15 protein-coding genes and 1 tRNA gene are annotated in these 15,031 nt (G+C 68.9%); 8 read left to right on the top strand and 8 right to left on the bottom strand.

Annotated elements, in window-relative coordinates:
- The first annotated feature begins 109 nt into the window (after window positions 1–109).
- The 7 genes from ahcY to G3576_RS24560 all read left to right on the top strand — a co-directional run bounded on the left by ahcY (window position 110) and on the right by G3576_RS24560 (window position 5,945).
- Window positions 110–1,513: an adenosylhomocysteinase gene (gene ahcY / locus G3576_RS24530; protein WP_164697109.1), complete on the top strand. Its 1,404-nt coding sequence runs from the start codon at window positions 110–112 to the stop codon at window positions 1,511–1,513.
- 101 nt (window positions 1,514–1,614) lie between these two features.
- Entirely contained in the window at window positions 1,615–1,962 is a 348-nt protein-coding gene (locus G3576_RS24535; protein WP_164697110.1) for a hypothetical protein, read from the top strand.
- A gap of 63 nt (window positions 1,963–2,025) precedes the next feature.
- Complete coding sequence (locus G3576_RS24540) at window positions 2,026–2,445, top strand: DUF4149 domain-containing protein (protein WP_164697111.1); 420 nt, start codon at window positions 2,026–2,028, stop codon at window positions 2,443–2,445.
- 111 nt (window positions 2,446–2,556) lie between these two features.
- On the top strand, window positions 2,557–3,648 hold the full coding sequence (locus tag G3576_RS24545) for a TRAP transporter substrate-binding protein (protein ID WP_164697112.1): 1,092 nt from the start codon (window positions 2,557–2,559) through the stop codon (window positions 3,646–3,648).
- Window positions 3,649–3,940: 292 nt separating this feature from the next.
- Window positions 3,941–4,495 (top strand): histidine phosphatase family protein, encoded by a 555-nt coding sequence (locus G3576_RS24550; RefSeq protein WP_164697113.1) that lies wholly within the window; start codon window positions 3,941–3,943, stop codon window positions 4,493–4,495.
- Between the two features lie 57 nt (window positions 4,496–4,552).
- On the top strand, window positions 4,553–5,356 hold the full coding sequence (locus tag G3576_RS24555) for an undecaprenyl-diphosphate phosphatase (RefSeq protein WP_164697114.1): 804 nt from the start codon (window positions 4,553–4,555) through the stop codon (window positions 5,354–5,356).
- Window positions 5,357–5,453: 97 nt separating this feature from the next.
- A complete protein-coding gene (locus G3576_RS24560; RefSeq protein ID WP_164697115.1) occupies window positions 5,454–5,945 on the top strand; it encodes a hypothetical protein in 492 nt (163 codons plus the stop codon).
- A gap of 29 nt (window positions 5,946–5,974) precedes the next feature.
- On the opposite strand, the gene G3576_RS24565 is transcribed toward G3576_RS24560, so the two are convergent.
- Together G3576_RS24565 and G3576_RS24570 are read right to left on the bottom strand one after the other, a co-directional pair.
- Window positions 5,975–6,613 carry a CoA transferase subunit B gene (locus G3576_RS24565; RefSeq protein ID WP_164697116.1) on the bottom strand — a complete coding sequence of 213 codons (639 nt, stop codon included), beginning with the start codon at window positions 6,611–6,613 and terminating at the stop codon, window positions 5,975–5,977.
- A 155-nt stretch (window positions 6,614–6,768) separates the two neighbouring features.
- Window positions 6,769–7,500 (bottom strand): CoA transferase subunit A, encoded by a 732-nt coding sequence (locus tag G3576_RS24570; protein ID WP_164697117.1) that lies wholly within the window; start codon window positions 7,498–7,500, stop codon window positions 6,769–6,771.
- Window positions 7,501–7,642: 142 nt separating this feature from the next.
- On the opposite strand from G3576_RS24570, the gene G3576_RS24575 reads away from it, so the two are divergent.
- Window positions 7,643–7,718: transfer RNA gene (locus G3576_RS24575), tRNA-Ala, on the top strand.
- A 59-nt stretch (window positions 7,719–7,777) separates the two neighbouring features.
- Here G3576_RS24575 and G3576_RS24580 read toward each other — a convergent pair.
- From G3576_RS24580 to G3576_RS24605, 6 genes are all read right to left on the bottom strand, one after another.
- Entirely contained in the window at window positions 7,778–8,152 is a 375-nt protein-coding gene (locus tag G3576_RS24580; RefSeq protein WP_164697118.1) for a hypothetical protein, read from the bottom strand.
- A gap of 73 nt (window positions 8,153–8,225) precedes the next feature.
- A complete protein-coding gene (locus G3576_RS24585; protein WP_207623024.1) occupies window positions 8,226–10,100 on the bottom strand; it encodes a potassium transporter Kup in 1,875 nt (624 codons plus the stop codon).
- Between the two features lie 105 nt (window positions 10,101–10,205).
- Entirely contained in the window at window positions 10,206–11,000 is a 795-nt protein-coding gene (locus tag G3576_RS24590; RefSeq protein ID WP_164697119.1) for an amino acid ABC transporter ATP-binding protein, read from the bottom strand.
- Window positions 11,001–11,074: 74 nt separating this feature from the next.
- The gene (locus tag G3576_RS24595; RefSeq protein ID WP_164697120.1) at window positions 11,075–12,220 is read right to left on the bottom strand and encodes an amino acid ABC transporter permease; all 1,146 of its coding nucleotides are present in this window, start codon (window positions 12,218–12,220) and stop codon (window positions 11,075–11,077) included.
- Window positions 12,221–12,419: 199 nt separating this feature from the next.
- Window positions 12,420–13,625, bottom strand: coding sequence for an amino acid ABC transporter permease (locus G3576_RS24600; RefSeq protein WP_164697121.1), 1,206 nt, complete (start codon window positions 13,623–13,625; stop codon window positions 12,420–12,422).
- 180 nt (window positions 13,626–13,805) lie between these two features.
- Window positions 13,806–14,861: an amino acid ABC transporter substrate-binding protein gene (locus tag G3576_RS24605; RefSeq protein WP_164697122.1), complete on the bottom strand. Its 1,056-nt coding sequence runs from the start codon at window positions 14,859–14,861 to the stop codon at window positions 13,806–13,808.
- Between the last annotated feature and the right edge of the window lie 170 nt (window positions 14,862–15,031).

A 15,031-nucleotide genomic window follows, 5' to 3' on the forward strand; every position in this document is an offset into this window, starting at 1 on the left:
GCCCCAACCCCGCATAAAGATATCCTTATGGGTAATGGGTCCATCTGGCCTTCCCGGCCGTTGCATGCTACCCGGCCGTCCACAACCCGCGTTGCGAGAAGAGAAGCCCATGCCCGAAGCCACCGACTACGTCATCAAGGACATCTCCCTCGCCGGCTGGGGCCGGAAGGAAATCTCCATGGCCGAGGACGAGATGCCCGGCCTGATGGCGACGCGCGCGGAATACGGGCCGAAGAAGGTGCTGAAGGGCGCCCGCATCGCCGGCTGCCTGCACATGACCATCCAGACCGCCGTGCTGATCGAGACGCTGAAGGAACTCGGCGCCGATGTCCGCTGGTCCTCCTGCAACATCTTCTCGACGCAGGACCACGCCGCCGCCGCCATCGCGGCGACCGGCACGCCGGTCTTCGCGGTGAAGGGCGAGACGCTGCCGGAATACTGGCAGTACGTGAAGCGCACCCTGGAATGGGCCGATGGCGGCACGCCGAACGTCCTGCTGGACGATGGCGGCGACATGACCCTGCTGGTCCATTACGGCCTGCGCGCCGAGCAGGGCGACGTGGCGTTCCTGGAGAAGCCGACCAACGAGGAAGAGGAAGTCTTCTTCGCCCTCATCAAGGACTGCCTGAAGACCAAGCCGGGCTGGTTCGCCGAACTCGCCAAGAACATCGTCGGCGTGTCGGAGGAGACGACGACCGGCGTCCACCGCCTCTACAACATGGCGAAGGAAGGCAAGCTGCTTTTCCCCGCCATCAACGTGAACGACAGCGTCACCAAGTCGAAGTTCGACAACCTCTATGGCTGCCGTGAATCGCTGGTGGACGCCATCCGCCGCGGCACGGACGTCATGATGGCCGGCAAGGTCGCGATGGTCTGCGGCTTCGGCGACGTGGGCAAGGGCTCCGCCGCCTCGCTGCGCAATGCCGGCTGCCGCGTCATGGTCTCCGAAGTCGATCCGATCTGCGCGCTGCAGGCGGCGATGGAGGGCTATGAGGTCGTGACGATGGAGCAGGCCGCGCCGCAGGCCGACATCTTCGTCACCGCGACCGGCAATGTGGACGTCATCACCGCCGACCACATGCGCGCCATGAAGCATCGCGCCATCGTCTGCAACATCGGCCACTTCGACAGCGAGATCCAGGTCGCGGCGCTGCGCAACTACAAGTGGGACAACGTGAAGCCCCAGGTGGACGAGATCGAGTTCCCGACGGGCAAGCGCATCATCCTGCTGTCCGAAGGCCGCCTGGTGAACCTCGGCAACGCCACGGGCCACCCCTCCTTCGTCATGTCCGCGTCCTTCACCAACCAGACGCTGGCGCAGATCGAGCTGTGGACCAACCCCGGCAAGTACGAGAAGAAGGTCTACGTCCTGCCGAAGCACCTGGACGAGAAGGTGGCCTCGCTCCACCTCGCCAAGGTCGGCGCGACGCTGACCAAGATGACGGCGCAGCAGGCCGCCTATATCGGCGTCGCCGAGCAGGGCCCCTTCAAGGCCGACCAGTACCGCTACTGAGTGCCCGAAGGGCCCGCCTCCGGTGACGGGGGCGGGCCCTTCGCCTTGCCGGCGGCGCCGCGCCGCCGCATGATCCGCGCGTTCAAGGGATACCGCCCCGCATGTGGATCTGGCTCGTCATCGCGGCCGTCTTCCTGTTCCTGCTCGGCCGCGTGGCCCATGAGAACAGCCTCACCACCCGCTCCCGCCCCGCCGCCCTGGCGGCGACCCTCGCGCATGGGCTGGCGCTCGCCTCCCTGGGCTGCGGCACCTTCGGCATGCTGATGGCGATCTTCCTCGGCCTGCTGCCCCCCGCCGGCCCGCACCTCACCGGCAGCAGCCTGCGCGACGTGCTGCTCTGGAGTGCCGGTTTCCTCCTCCTCGGCACCGCGCTGCTGGTCGGCAGCGGCGGCATCCGTCGCCTCGGCGGCCGCGGCGCGCCGGTGGCCAGGCCCTCCCGCGGGCACTGATCCCGCCGCCTTGCCAGCCGGCCCCGCGGGGCGACATGGGGGGCGATCCGAACGGAGCCCCGCGTGACCATCCTCGCCACCCTCGCCCTCTTCGCCTCCGCGCTGCTCTTCGGCGGCATGGCCTTCTTCGCCGCCCTCATCGCGCCCATGATCTTCAAGGCGCTGCCCGCCGAGATGGCGTCGCGCTTCGTCCGCGCCGTCTTCCCGCCCTACTACCTCTGGATCCTCGCCACCTCGTCCGCGGCCGCCGTGGCGCTCTTCCCCCTGTCGAAACCCGATGCGGGCATGATGGCGGCCATCGCCGGCCTCGCCTTCTGGCTGCGCCAGGTGCTCATGCCGCGGATCAACGCGCTGTCGGATGCCGCGAAGGCCGGCGATGCCGATGCGGGCCGCGCCTTCGACCGCGCCCACAAGCTCTCCGTCATCGCCAACCTGCTGCAACTCGTCGTCGCCGGCGTGGTGCTGGCTGGATTCGTCCTGTGAACGATCGGGGGCCAAAGCCGCCTATTTCCGCCGGACCGGGGATGCATTAAGCGTCTCCGCCAGTTGCGGATGGCAGCCATCCGCGTCCTGCCCGAGGGAGGAAAAGCCAGGATGAACCGCCGTTCCATGGTGGGCGCCGCCGCCGCCGCCATTCCCGCCGCCGCCATCGCCACCCCTGCCTTGGCCCAGGCCATGCCGGAAGTCCGCTGGCGCGCCGCCTCCTCCTTCCCCCGCGTCTTCGACGTGCTCTACGGCACCTTCGACCGCATCTGCGCCCGCGTCGCGCAGCTGACCGAGGGCAAGTTCCGCATCCAGCCCTTCCCGGCCGGGGAGATCGTGGGCGGCCTTCAGGTGCTGGACGCCGTCCAGGCCGGCACGATCGAGGCCGGGCACACCGCCAGCTACTACTACCTCGGCAAGGAACCCGCCTTCGCCCCCTTCACCGCCATGTGCTTCGGCCTGAACACCCGGCAGATGACGGCCTGGTTCCGCTATGGCGGCGGCAATGAGCTCGCGGCGGAGCTGTTCCGCGAGTACAACATCCACGCCATCACGGCCGGCGACACCGGCGCGCAGATGGGCGGCTGGTTCCGGAACGAGATCACCTCCGTCGAGCAGCTGCGCGGCCTGAAGTTCCGCATCACGGGCCTGGCCGGCCAGCTCTTCACCCGCCTCGGCGCCGCGCCGACGCTGATCGCCCCGGCCGACATCTACCCCTCGCTGGAGCGCGGCGTGATCGACGCGGCCGAATTCGTCGGGCCGCATGACGATGAGCGGGCCAACTATGTCCGCGTCGCCCGCTTCTACTACGCGCCGGGCTTCTGGGAGCCGGGCGCGCGCCTGCACTTCATCTCCAACCAGCGGGCCTATGCGGCGCTGCCGGACCTCTACAAGCACGCGCTCGACGTCGCCTGCGCGGAGGCCGACAGCGACATGGTGGCCCGCTACGACCACCTGAACCCGCAGGCGCTCCGTCGCCTGGTCGCCGCCGGCGCGCAGCTCCGCTTCTGGCCGCGGCCGGTGCTCGAAGCCGCCTGGCGCGCGAATGAGGAGATGGTGGCCGACATCAGCCGCCAGAACGCCCGCTTCGCCCGCGTGATGGAGAGCTACAATCGGTTCCGCGGCGACCAGTTCCAGTGGTTCCGCATCGCCGAGAACAGCTACGACAACTTCGCCTTCAGCGCCGCCCAGACGGTGCGCTGAGGCACTATCCGATCAAGCCGAATCAGCTTGATCGGATTTCGTGCCTTGGGAACGATAACTTCCAGGGCACGAGATCCGTCCAACCGGACGGATCCTGCGCTACAGCATTTTCAAGTCGGGCGGAAACGCCCGACGACTCGGAAAATGCGCGAAAACAAATTGCTAGACCCGTTTCAGCGTCGCTGCCGACGCTGAAACGGGTCTAGGCGCGCGAACCCTGGCCAAGGGGGGATCCCGGCCCGGATTCCCCCGGGCTGACCCCGAGCCGAACCGCCTGAAGGGGAAATGCCCCATGCGGATTGGTCGCCTGCTCCTGCTGGTCCTTCTCGCCGCCACGCCGGCGCAGGCGGACCATGACGTGATGATCCTGCGGGATCGCGGGATCGCCCTGATGCGCCATGGCGGCGCCGTGCCCGCAACGCCCGGCACGCTCCCTCCCGTCCCGGGCTGCGAACCCGGTGCGGTCCTGACGGAGATGGGGCGGGCGGAGATGCGCCGCTGGGGCGCCGAGTTGCGCGCCGCTGGCCTGCCTTCCGTCACGGTCCTCACCTCCCACCAATGCTCGGCCTGGGAGACGGCGCTGCTGCTCGACCTCGGCCCGGTCACGCCCGACCCGCTGCTGGATGCCTGGGACCGCGCGGAGGCCGCGACACGCGGGGAGGCGCTGCGCCAGCACCTCATCGACCTCGGGCGCGCGCGGCAGGGGGGCGGCGGGCCCGTCATCCTGGTGACCCATCGCGCCAATATCCTCGCTGTGACCGGGATCGAGGCCTCGCATGGCGAGTTGCTCCTGCTGCAGGCGGAGCGCGGCGGGCTCGGCCTGCTCGGCCGGCTGCAGATGGAATAGCCAGCAGCGGCGGGGCCCTGTATTCCCCGCCCGCCCGCCCGGAGTGAACCCGCGCCCATGGATGCCGCCGCCCTGTTCTCCGCCCTGCTCATGGGCATCGTGGAGGGCCTGACCGAGTTCCTGCCCATCTCCTCGACCGGCCACCTGATCCTGATGGGGGAGCTGCTGGGCTTCCAGGGCCCGCCCGGCAAGACCTTCGAGATCGTCATCCAGCTCGGCGCCGTCCTGGCCGTCGTCGTCCTGTTCTGGCCGACGCTGATGTCGCTCGTCACCAGGGCCTGGCGCCCGGGGCCGGAGCGTTTCTACGCCATCAACCTGCTGCTGGCCTTCCTGCCGGCGGCCGCCATCGGCGCCACGCTGCACGGCACGATCACGCGGCTGCTGTTCAGCCCCTGGGTGGTCAGCATCGCCTTGATCGTCGGCGGCATCGTCATCATCGCGATCGAACGCCTGCGCCCCGCGCCGACCATCCATTCCGTGCCGCAGATCGGGCCGCTGGCCGCGCTGATCATCGGCTTCGGCCAGGCCCTGGCGATGATCCCCGGCACCTCCCGCTCCGGCGCCACCATCATCACCGCGCTGCTGATCGGGGTGGACCGCAAGGTGGCCGCGGAATTCTCCTTCGTCCTCGCCATTCCGACCATGGTCGCCGCCACCGCCTACAGCCTGTTCAAGGCGCGGGCGGAGCTCGACCTCTCGGGCCTCGCGCAGATCGGCGTCGGCTTCGTCACCGCCTTCGTCGTGGCGCTCGTCGTCGTGCGCTGGGTGATGGGTGTGATCAGCCGCATCGGCTTCACGCCCTTCGGCTGGTACCGCATCGCGCTCGGCAGCGTCATGCTGGTCTTTCTGCTGCTGCGCTGACGGGAGTCGATCGTTCCGCCACGCGGCGATGCTTGTGCCGCGTGGCGGGCGCGTTCATCTTCCGGTGATCGTACCGTCCGATCCGGAATCCTGGTCAATGCGCCTTCGCACCTTTCTTGCCCTGCCGATCGGCCTGCTGCTGGCCGCCCCGGCCGCGGCCCAGCACTGGAACGACAGCGGCCCCGGGCGGGACCTGATGAGTTCGACCGCCCAGGATTTCGACAGCTTCCGGCAGCGGATGCCGGCCCAGCCGCGCTTCACGCCGACCACGCCCGGCGTACCCGCCACGGCGGCCGCGCCGCGCGGCCCGATCCCGATCCTGGACTGGGTCCCGCCGCCGCCCGTGCCCGCCACCGGCACGGCCCCGCGCCGCACCGGCACCAGCACCGTCCGTCGCACCCGCGCGCCCGCGCCGCCCGTGGCGCAGGACCCGGTCTTCCGCGACCCCGCGCCCCAGCCCGCCGCCCTTCAGGCGAACGACGCGGAACGCTCGCTGGCGGAGCGGGAGCGGGAGCTCGACCGCCTCCGCCGGATCCTCGAGGAAGACCGCCTGCGCTACCAGCGCCGCCAGCAGCCGCAGCTGCAATAGGGGCGGGCCAAGCCCGCCCGCCGGTCCCCTCAGGCCGTGACGTAATCGGCCTCGGTCTTCGCGCGGATCTCCTCCGCGCTGACACCCGGCGCCGTCTCCAGCAGCCGCATCGGCGCATCGCCCTTCTTGTCGATGGCGAAGACGCCGAGATCCGTCACCACCAGATCCACCACGCGGCGGCCGGTCAGCGGCAGGTTGCACGCCTTGAGGAGCTTGGCGGAGGCGCCGGCGGTGTGCTCCATCAGCACGATCACCTTCTTGACGCCCGCGACCAGGTCCATCGCGCCGCCCATCCCCTTCACCATCTTGCCGGGGATCATCCAGTTCGCGAGGTCGCCATTCTGCGCCACCTGCAGCGCGCCCAGGATGGACAGGTCGATATGGCCGCCGCGGATCATCCCGAAGCTCTGCGCGCTGTCGAAGAAGCTGCTGGTCGGCAGCGCAGTGATGGTCTGCTTGCCGGCATTGATGAGGTCCGGATCCTCCTCCCCCTCATAGGGGAAGGGACCAAGGCCCAGCATGCCGTTCTCGCTCTGCAGCTGCACCGTCATGCCCGTGGGCACGTGGTTCGCCACCAGCGTCGGGATGCCGATGCCGAGGTTGACGTAGAAGCCGTCCTGCAGCTCGCGCGCGGCGCGCGCGGCCATCTGGTCGCGGGTCCAGGGCATTGTTCAGCTCCGAAGAAGCGTGGTGGCGGCGCGCGCCGCCTTGCGCGCGCCGAGCGGCCGAATGGCCGCCGCGCACAAACCGACTATGCAGCTTTGCGCGGCAGTGGCCTGCGCGAAGCCAAGGATGCGGAGCATCCGCCCGGCGTCTGAGGGCATCAGATATCTCCGCCGGCGGCGGCGGCGGCTTCGCGCTTGCGGACGGTGCGCTGTTCGATGCGCTTCTGGAAATCGGGCGGGCAGAGCAGCAGGCGCTTCACGAAGATGCCCGGCGTGTGGATGTGGTCGGGGTCGATCTCCCCGGGCCTCACCAGGTGTTCCACCTGCGCCACCGTCACCTTCGCGGCCGTGGCCATCACCGGATTGAAGTTCCGCGCCGTCTTCCGATAGACGAGGTTGCCCTCATGGTCGCCCTTGTAGGCGTGCACGATGGCGAGGTCGGCAAAGAGCCCACGCTCCATCACATAGTGCTCGCCGTCGAACTCCCGCGTCTCCTTCCCCTCCGCCACCGCCGTGCCGTAGCCGGTCTTGGTGAAGAAGGCGGGGATGCCGGCGCCGCCGGCGCGGATGCGTTCCGCCAGCGTGCCCTGCGGGTTGAACTCGATCTCCAGCTCGCCGGCCAGGTACTGCTTCGCGAAGGTCGCGTTCTCGCCCACATAGCTGCTGATCATCTTGCGGATCTGCCGCGTGTGCAGCAGCAGGCCGAGACCCGCATCGTCGATCCCCGCATTGTTGGAGATGACGGTGAGGCCCTTCACGCCGCTCTCGCGGATCGCCTCGATGAGCAGGGAGGGGATGCCCGAGATTCCGAAGCCGCCCGACATGATGGTCATGTCGTCCCTGAGCAGGCCGGCCAGCGCCGCCTTCGCATCCGGATGGATCTTTCGCATCACGCTCTCCCGCCCGCGGCCGGCGTGAAGGCCGGCCCGTGATGGGGCGAAACTATGCGGCGCGCGTGCCGAGCGAAAGGGGGTTGGGGGAGGCTTGCGCACCCCTCGCGCCGCCGCTATACGGCCGGCCTCGCAAGACTGCGGGGCCATAGCTCAGTTGGTAGAGCGCTTGAATGGCATTCAAGAGGTCAGGGGTTCGACTCCCCTTGGCTCCACCAGTTCGAAGGGGCGTCCGCCGGCCAGGCGGGCGCCCTTTTCATTTGACGGGCCCGCCTCGCTACCCGATCCCCACCACCCGCCAGGCCGCGTCGGCGCCGCTCGGCTCGCGGATCGTCAACACCTCCCCCGGCCGCGGCTGGCCGAGGTGCAGGATGCGGTGCATCGGCACGTCCGGCGCTGCGGTCGCATCGGCGAAGAAGCGCAGCGACCAGCCATCCTCGTCATGCGTCACGTCGCCCGCCATGGGCGGCTTTCCCGGGGCTTCGTAGCGGGCGGGCCAGGCGGCGGGGTCGGCCAGCCAGGCGGCCGCGTCGGGCTGGCCCTGGCCGTCCAGGGCGACCGAGAACACGATGCGCGCGGGCTCCTCCCCGGGCGCCATCGCGGGGCTCCAGGCCATCACCAGCGTGACCTCAACCAGCCTGGTGGCGCTCACCCTCTATCCCCTCACGGACGATCCCAAGGCGACGCGAACGCGCGCCCCGCCCGCCGGTTCGCATGCCCGGCGGTCAGATCGCCACGCGCACGCCCAGCTCCACCACGCGGTCCGACGGGATGCGGAAGAACTCCGTGGCGGGCACCGCATTCCGGCTGAGCAGCGTGAAGATCCATTGCCGCCAGCGTGGCATCTTCGGCACCGCCGCCGCCACCACCGTCTCCCGCCCCAGGAAGTAGCTGGCCTGCATCGGCTCGAAGGCGATGCCGATGTCGCGCAGCGCCTCCAGCTCCCGCGGGATGTGCGGGCTTTCCAGGAAGCCGTAGCGCAGGATCACGCGATGGATGTCGGGGGCCAGTTCCGTCACCTCCCGCCGCTGCTCGACGCGGGGGATGTCCTCGTTGATCACGGTGACGAACAGGACGCGCTCGTGCAGCACCTTGTTGTGCTTCAGGTTGTGCAGCAGCGCGGCGGGCAGGAAATCCGCCTGGCCGGTCATGAACACCGCAATGCCGGGCACCCGGACGGTGCGGGATTGCGGCAGGCGGGCGATGTAGGATTTCAGCGGCAGGCTGTCCTGCCGGAAGCGGGCGAAGAGCAGGTCGCGCCCCTGCCGCCAGGTCAGCATCAGCGTGAAGGTCGCGATGCCGAGCAGCAGCGGCACATAGCCGCCTTCGGGGATCTTCAGCGCCGTGGAGATGAAGTAGGCGAGGTCGAGCAGCAGCAGCGGCCCGAACACGGCCACCACCAGCACCAGCGGCCAGCCATAGGCGCGGCGGAACACCAGCATCGCGAGGCAGGAGGTCGCCAGGAAGGTGCCGGTGACCGCCAGGCCATAGGCCGCCGCCAGGCTGTCGCTGTTCTTGAATTCCAGCACCAGGATGATGACGCCGATCAGCAGCATCATGTTGACCTGGGGCATGTAGATCTGGCCCTGCTCCGTCTCGCTGGTGTGGCGCACCTCGAGCCGCGGCACGAAGCCCAGCTGCACGCATTGCCGGGCGATGGAGAAGGCGCCGGAGATCATCGCCTGGCTGGCGATGATGGTCGCCGCCGTCGCCAGGATCACCAGCGGCAGGCGCAGCCAGTCCGGCGCCAGCAGGAAGAAGGGGTTCTCGATCGCCTCGGGGTCGGACAGCAGCAGCGCGCCCTGGCCGAAATAGTTGAGCGCCAGCGCCGGCAGGACGAAGGCGATCCAGGCGATCTGGATCGGCTTGCGGCCGAAATGCCCCATATCGGCATAGAGCGCCTCCGCCCCCGTCACCGCCAGCACGACGGAGCCGAAGGCGATGAAGGCCGCCAGCTTGTAGTAGCTGCAGAAGGTGATGGCGTGGTGCGGCGACAGCGCCACCAGCACCTCCGGCTCCTTGATCACCTCGATCAGGCCCAGCAGGCCGATGGCGCCGAACCACAGCGCGCAGACGGGCCCGAAGATCTTGCCCATGCTGGCGGTGCCCCGCCACTGCACCAGGAACAGCGCCACCAGGATGCCGAGCGCGATCGGCACCACCGCTTCCTCGAAATGGGGCGAAATGACCTTGAGGCCTTCCACCGCCGAGAGGACGGAGATCGCGGGGGTGATGATGCCATCCCCGAAGAAGAGGCTGGCGCCGATGATGCCGAGCATGACGACGAAGGACCGCCCCCGCGCCGTCTGGGCATGGCGCTGGGCCATGGCCATCAGCGCCAGGATCCCGCCCTCCCCCCGGTTGTCCGCCCGCAGCACGAAGACGACGTATTTCACCGTCACCGTGAGGATGAGCGACCAGAAGATCAGGCTGAGGATGCCCAGGATCTCCCACCGCTCGATCCCGTCGGCGGAGAAATGCAGCAGGGCGGCACGCAGGGCGTAAAGCGGGCTGGTGCCGATGTCGCCATAGACGACGCCGAGGACACCGATCAGGGCGGCGAGCGTCACGGGACGGTCGGCCGCGGGGGAATGGCTCAAGGAAGCGCTCCGAAGGCGGAACGCGGCAAGGCATAGGCCCAGCGGGTGGGGGCACGCAAGCGCGCCGCCATCCGCCGGCCAGGGGCCATTAACGAGTGCCTTGCCTCAATGCCCGCGGAGGATCTGGCTGAGGAACAGCTTCAGGCGGTCCGTCTTCGGGTCGCTGAACAGGCTCTCCGGCTCCCCGCTCTCCACGATCTCGCCCCGGTCCATGAACACCACGCGGTCCGCGACCTGGCGGGCGAAGCCCATCTCATGGGTCACGCAGATCATGGTCATGCCGGTCGAGGCCAGCATCACCATGGTGTCCAGCACTTCCTTGATCATCTCGGGGTCGAGCGCCGAGGTCGGCTCGTCGAACAGCATGATCTTGGGCTTCATGCAGAGCGCCCGGGCGATGGCCACGCGCTGCTGCTGGCCGCCGGAGAGCTGGCCCGGATACTTCTTCGCCTGCTCCGGGATGCGCACCCGGGTCAGGTATTCCATCGCCAGTTCCTCGGCATCCTTCTTCGGCATCCGCCGCACCCAGATCGGCGCCAGCGTGCAGTTCTCGAGGATTGTCAGGTGCGGGAACAGGTTGAAGGACTGGAACACCATGCCGACCTCGCGCCGGATGGCGTCGAGGGATCGGAGGTCGTCCGACAGCTCGATCCCGTCGACGATGATCTTGCCTTCCTGGTGCGTCTCCAGCCGGTTGATGCAGCGGATCAGCGTGGACTTGCCGGAGCCCGACGGCCCGCAGACGACGACGCGTTCGCCGCTGGCGACCGAAAGGTTCACGTCCCGCAGCACATGCAGGGCGCCGAACCACTTGTTCACGCCCTGCAGCACGATGGCCGGCGGCGCGTCGGCCCGCACGGCGGAGGCGATCTGGGCCTCGGTCTCGATGGTCTCGCTCATGATGTCTCTTCCTGTCTTCCGGCATCCGGCCTGGGGTGGGGGTGGCGGCCGCGGGTCACCCCGCGGCCCTGCCGCTACCGCCGCCGGTGCCGGTTGAGTTCGCGTTCGAGGTCCTGGCTGTACTTCGACATGGCGAAGCAGAAGACCAGGTAGATGAGGCCGATGGTGATGTAGACCTCGATGCCGAAGCCCTGCCAGGCGGGCTCCACGATCGAGGTCTTGCCCGCCGTCAGCAGGTCGAAGATGCCGATGATCAGCACCAGCGACGTGTCCTTGAAGAAGCCGATGAAGGTGTTCACCAGCGGCGGGATCACGAGGCGGAGCGCCTGCGGCAGGATGATGAAGCCCGTCTTCTGCCAGTAGGAGAGGCCCAATGCGTCCGCCGCCTCATACTGCCCGCGCGGCAGCGTCTGCAGCCCGGCGCGCACCACTTCCGCCAGGTAGGCGCCGGCGAAGAGCGTGATGGCGACCTGCGCGCGCAGCAGCTTGTCGATGTTCATGCCCTCCGGCAGGAACAGCGGGAACATGACGCTGGCCATGAAGAGCAGGCTGATCAGCGGCACGCCGCGGATCAACTCGACATAGAGCACGCAGAGCGTCTTGATCGCCGGCAGCTTCGACCGCCGCCCCAGCGCCACCAGCACCGCCAGCGGGAAAGCGAAGGCGAGGCCGAAGGTGGAGAGGATCAGCGTGATCGGCAGCCCGCCCCAGCGTTCCTGCGGCACATAGGTCAGGCCGAAGATGCCGCCCCACATCAGGATGCCGATGACGGTCAGCGTCACCACCCAGATCGGGATCAGCATCATGTTCCAGAAGCGCCGCATGGCGGAGACGATGTAGAGCGCCACGAAGAGCACGCAGACCAGCAGCGGCCGCCAATGCTCCTCATAGGGGTAGGTGCCGAACAGGATGAAGCGGTGCTTCTCCGTCACCACCGCCCAGCAGGCACCGACACCCTTGATCTCGCGGCAGGCCTGGGTCTGCGCCTGGCCGTTCACCACGGGCACGGACCAGATGGCGTTGAGGAAGGCCCAGTCGATGAAGCCGATCGTCCAGCGCACGACGAGGTAGCCGAGCGCGAGCGTGATGGCCGTGTTGATCCAGGAGGAGAACAGGTTCATCCGCGCCCAGGCGACGAGGCCCGTGGTCGCGACGGGGGGCTGGCGGCGCTCTGCGCCGGATTGGTGCGGCACGGCGGCGTTGGCGGTGATGTCGCTCATGGCTCAGCGCTCCACCAGCGCGATACGCGCGTTGCGCCGCAAGGCGCACGGGGAAAACGACAACGCGCCGCAACGCTTCATGTCTGTCGGCTTCATGGGGCTCAGCGCTCCACCAGCGCGATGCGCGCGTTGCGCCCCAAGGCGCACGGGGAAAACGACAACGCGCCGCAACGCTTCATGTCTGTCGGCTTCATGGGGCTCAGCGCTCCACCAGCGCGATGCGCGCGTTGTACCAGTTCATGAACAGGCTGATCGACAGGCTGATCGTCAGGTAGACCAGCATGATGATGGCGATGCCCTCGATCGCCTGGCCGGTCTGGTTCAGCGTCGTGTTCGCGATGCTGACGATGTCCTGGTAGCCGATCGCGACCGCGAGCGAGCTGTTCTTCGTCAGGTTCAGGTACTGGGACGTCATCGGCGGCACGATCACGCGCAGCGCCTGCGGCAGCACGATGCGCTTCAGGATCTCGCCACGGCGCAGGCCGAGCGCTTCCGCCGCCTCCCACTGCCCCTGGTTCACCGCCAGGATGCCGGCGCGGACGATCTCCGCGATGAAGCCGGCGGTGTAGGTCACGAGCCCCAGCAGCAGGGCGAAGTATTCGGGGCTGACGGTCAGGCCGCCGCGGAAGTTGAAGCCGCGCAGCGCGGGGATGTCCGGCGTGAAGGGCGCGCCATGCGCCACCCACACCACCAGCGGCAGGCCCAGGATCAGCGCCAGGCCCGCCGGCCAGATCTTGCGCGGCTGGCCATCGGCATACTGCTTCTTTCGCATGGCGCGGGCATAGGCCCAGGTGGCCCCGATGCCCGCCACCATGGCGACCAGCGCCCAGCTATGCGCGGGCAGCCATTCGATCCAGGGCAGCTTCATGCCGCGATTGGACAGGAAGACGCCCTCCACCGGGTTCAGCGCCTGGCGCGGGCCGGGCAGGCCCTGGAGGATGGTGTACCAGAACAGCAGCTGCAGCAGCAGCGGCAGGTCGCGGATCACCTCGACATAGAAGCCGGCCAGCTTGGAGACGAGCCAGTTCTTCGACAGCCGGGCGATGCCGACCAGCGTGCCGAGGATGGTCGCCAGGATCACGCCCACCACCGCCACCTTCAGCGTGTTCAGCACGCCGACGGTGAGCGCACGGAGGTAGCTGTGCGTCGGGTCGTATTCGATCAGCGATTCGCCGATCGGCAGCCCCGCCTCCCGGCTCAGGAAGCCGAAGCCGGTCGCGATCCGGCGGACTTCCAGGTTGTGGACAGTGTTGGACCAGAGCCACCAGACGATGGCGCCGACGATGCCGACGACGAGGATCTGCCAGACGATGGCACGCAGCCGCTCATCCGACCAGGACAGGCGGATCGGGCGGCGCGGCGGGCCGGCGGAAGCCAGGCGCGGATCGGCGGTGGATGAAGACATGAGGCTTCCCTGGTGGATTGGCCCGGCGGGGTTGGCCCCGCTTCAGGCAGGCAGGCACGGCACGCGAATGATCGATATTCAGCAAGTTATGACGGAGCCAAGCAAGATGCGGGCCGTCCGCCGGCTGGCCGCCACGGAAAGGGCGCCGGCGGAATCCCGCCGGCGCCCCGTTCCGTCACCTCACCGGAAGGGGGGCGAGTACTGCAGGCCGCCATTGGTCCACAGCGCGTTCGGGCCGCGCTGCAGGCCGATCGGCGTCAGGTTGCGCTCGAACACCTCGCCATAGTTGCCGACATGGCGGATCACGTTGACCAGCCAGGCATTGTCCACCGTCAGCATCCGGCCGAGGTCACCCGTGCGGCCCAGCATGCGCTGCACCTCCGGCCGCTGGTCGGACGTCGCGGCCTGCGCCACGTTGGCCGCCGTGATGCCCAATTCCTCGGCACCGATCAGGCCGAAGTGGATCCAGCGCACCAGATCCGCCATGCGCTGGTCGCCATGGCGCACGGCCGGGCCCAGCGGCTCCTTGCTGATCACGTCCGGCAGGATCACGTGTTCCTGCGGCCGCGGCTGGGCCGAACGGGTGGAGGCGAGGCCGGACACGTCCGTGGTGTAGGCGTCGCAGCGGCCGGAGACATAGGCGCCGACCACGTCGTTCAGCTGCTCGATCACCACCGGGGTGAACTGGATGCGGTTGGCGCGCGCCCAATCCGTCAGGTTCTGCTCCGTGGTCGTGCCGGGCTGCACGCAGATGGTCGCGCCGTTCAGGTCCCGCGCCGTCCGCACGCCGGCCGCGGCCTTCACCATGAAGCCCTGGCCGTCATAGAAGTTGATGCCGGTGAAGTCGAAGCCCAGCGAGGTGTCGCGCGACAGCGTCCAGGTCGTGTTGCGGGACAGCATGTCCACTTCGCCGGACTGCAGCGCCGTGAAGCGGTTCTGCGCCGTCGTCGGCACGTAGCGGACCTTGGTCGGGTCGTTCCACAGCGCGGCGGCCACCGCGCGGCAGTAGTCGACGTCGAAGCCGCGCCAGACGCCCTGGCTGTCCGGCTGGGCGAAGCCCGCCAGGCCGGTGTTCACGCCGCAGATCAGCGTTCCGCGGGCGCGGATCGCGTCCAGCGTCGCCGCGCCGCCGCCAGCCGGCGCGGCGGGCTGCTGCGCCGCCAGCGGGGCTGCCATCAGCGTGGCCAGCGCAGCGCCGCCCAGGGCGCGCGTCACAGATAGGCGAAGCGCCTTCATACCGTCATCTCCCTCATGCCCCGGTCCATGTCGGCCCGGGCTGTTTGAACCTCGGCGGTGTTCGACCACCACGGTGCCGCAACGCCTGATCGCCGGTCCGTCCGTGCCGCCGGCCGCCCCTGTTTCCGGGATGCTGCGCCAGCCGCCGTTCCGGATCAACGCGCATCTCG

This window comes from Falsiroseomonas algicola, assembly GCF_011040385.1.
GTDB classification, from domain to species: Bacteria; Pseudomonadota; Alphaproteobacteria; order Acetobacterales; family Acetobacteraceae; genus Falsiroseomonas; species Falsiroseomonas algicola.

Coding starts and splice junctions, on each gene's coding strand:
- G3576_RS24555 (WP_164697114.1), top strand. CDS start 4,553: ATGGATGCCGCCGCCCTGTTCTCCGCCCTGCTCATGGGCATCGTGGAG.
- G3576_RS24570 (WP_164697117.1), bottom strand. CDS start 7,500: ATGCGAAAGATCCATCCGGATGCGAAGGCGGCGCTGGCCGGCCTGCTC.
- G3576_RS24560 (WP_164697115.1), top strand. CDS start 5,454: ATGCGCCTTCGCACCTTTCTTGCCCTGCCGATCGGCCTGCTGCTGGCC.
- G3576_RS24595 (WP_164697120.1), bottom strand. CDS start 12,220: ATGAGCGACATCACCGCCAACGCCGCCGTGCCGCACCAATCCGGCGCA.
- G3576_RS24590 (WP_164697119.1), bottom strand. CDS start 11,000: ATGAGCGAGACCATCGAGACCGAGGCCCAGATCGCCTCCGCCGTGCGG.
- G3576_RS24545 (WP_164697112.1), top strand. CDS start 2,557: ATGAACCGCCGTTCCATGGTGGGCGCCGCCGCCGCCGCCATTCCCGCC.
- G3576_RS24605 (WP_164697122.1), bottom strand. CDS start 14,861: ATGAAGGCGCTTCGCCTATCTGTGACGCGCGCCCTGGGCGGCGCTGCG.
- ahcY (WP_164697109.1), top strand. CDS start 110: ATGCCCGAAGCCACCGACTACGTCATCAAGGACATCTCCCTCGCCGGC.
- G3576_RS24565 (WP_164697116.1), bottom strand. CDS start 6,613: ATGCCCTGGACCCGCGACCAGATGGCCGCGCGCGCCGCGCGCGAGCTG.
- G3576_RS24550 (WP_164697113.1), top strand. CDS start 3,941: ATGCGGATTGGTCGCCTGCTCCTGCTGGTCCTTCTCGCCGCCACGCCG.
- G3576_RS24600 (WP_164697121.1), bottom strand. CDS start 13,625: ATGTCTTCATCCACCGCCGATCCGCGCCTGGCTTCCGCCGGCCCGCCG.
- G3576_RS24535 (WP_164697110.1), top strand. CDS start 1,615: ATGTGGATCTGGCTCGTCATCGCGGCCGTCTTCCTGTTCCTGCTCGGC.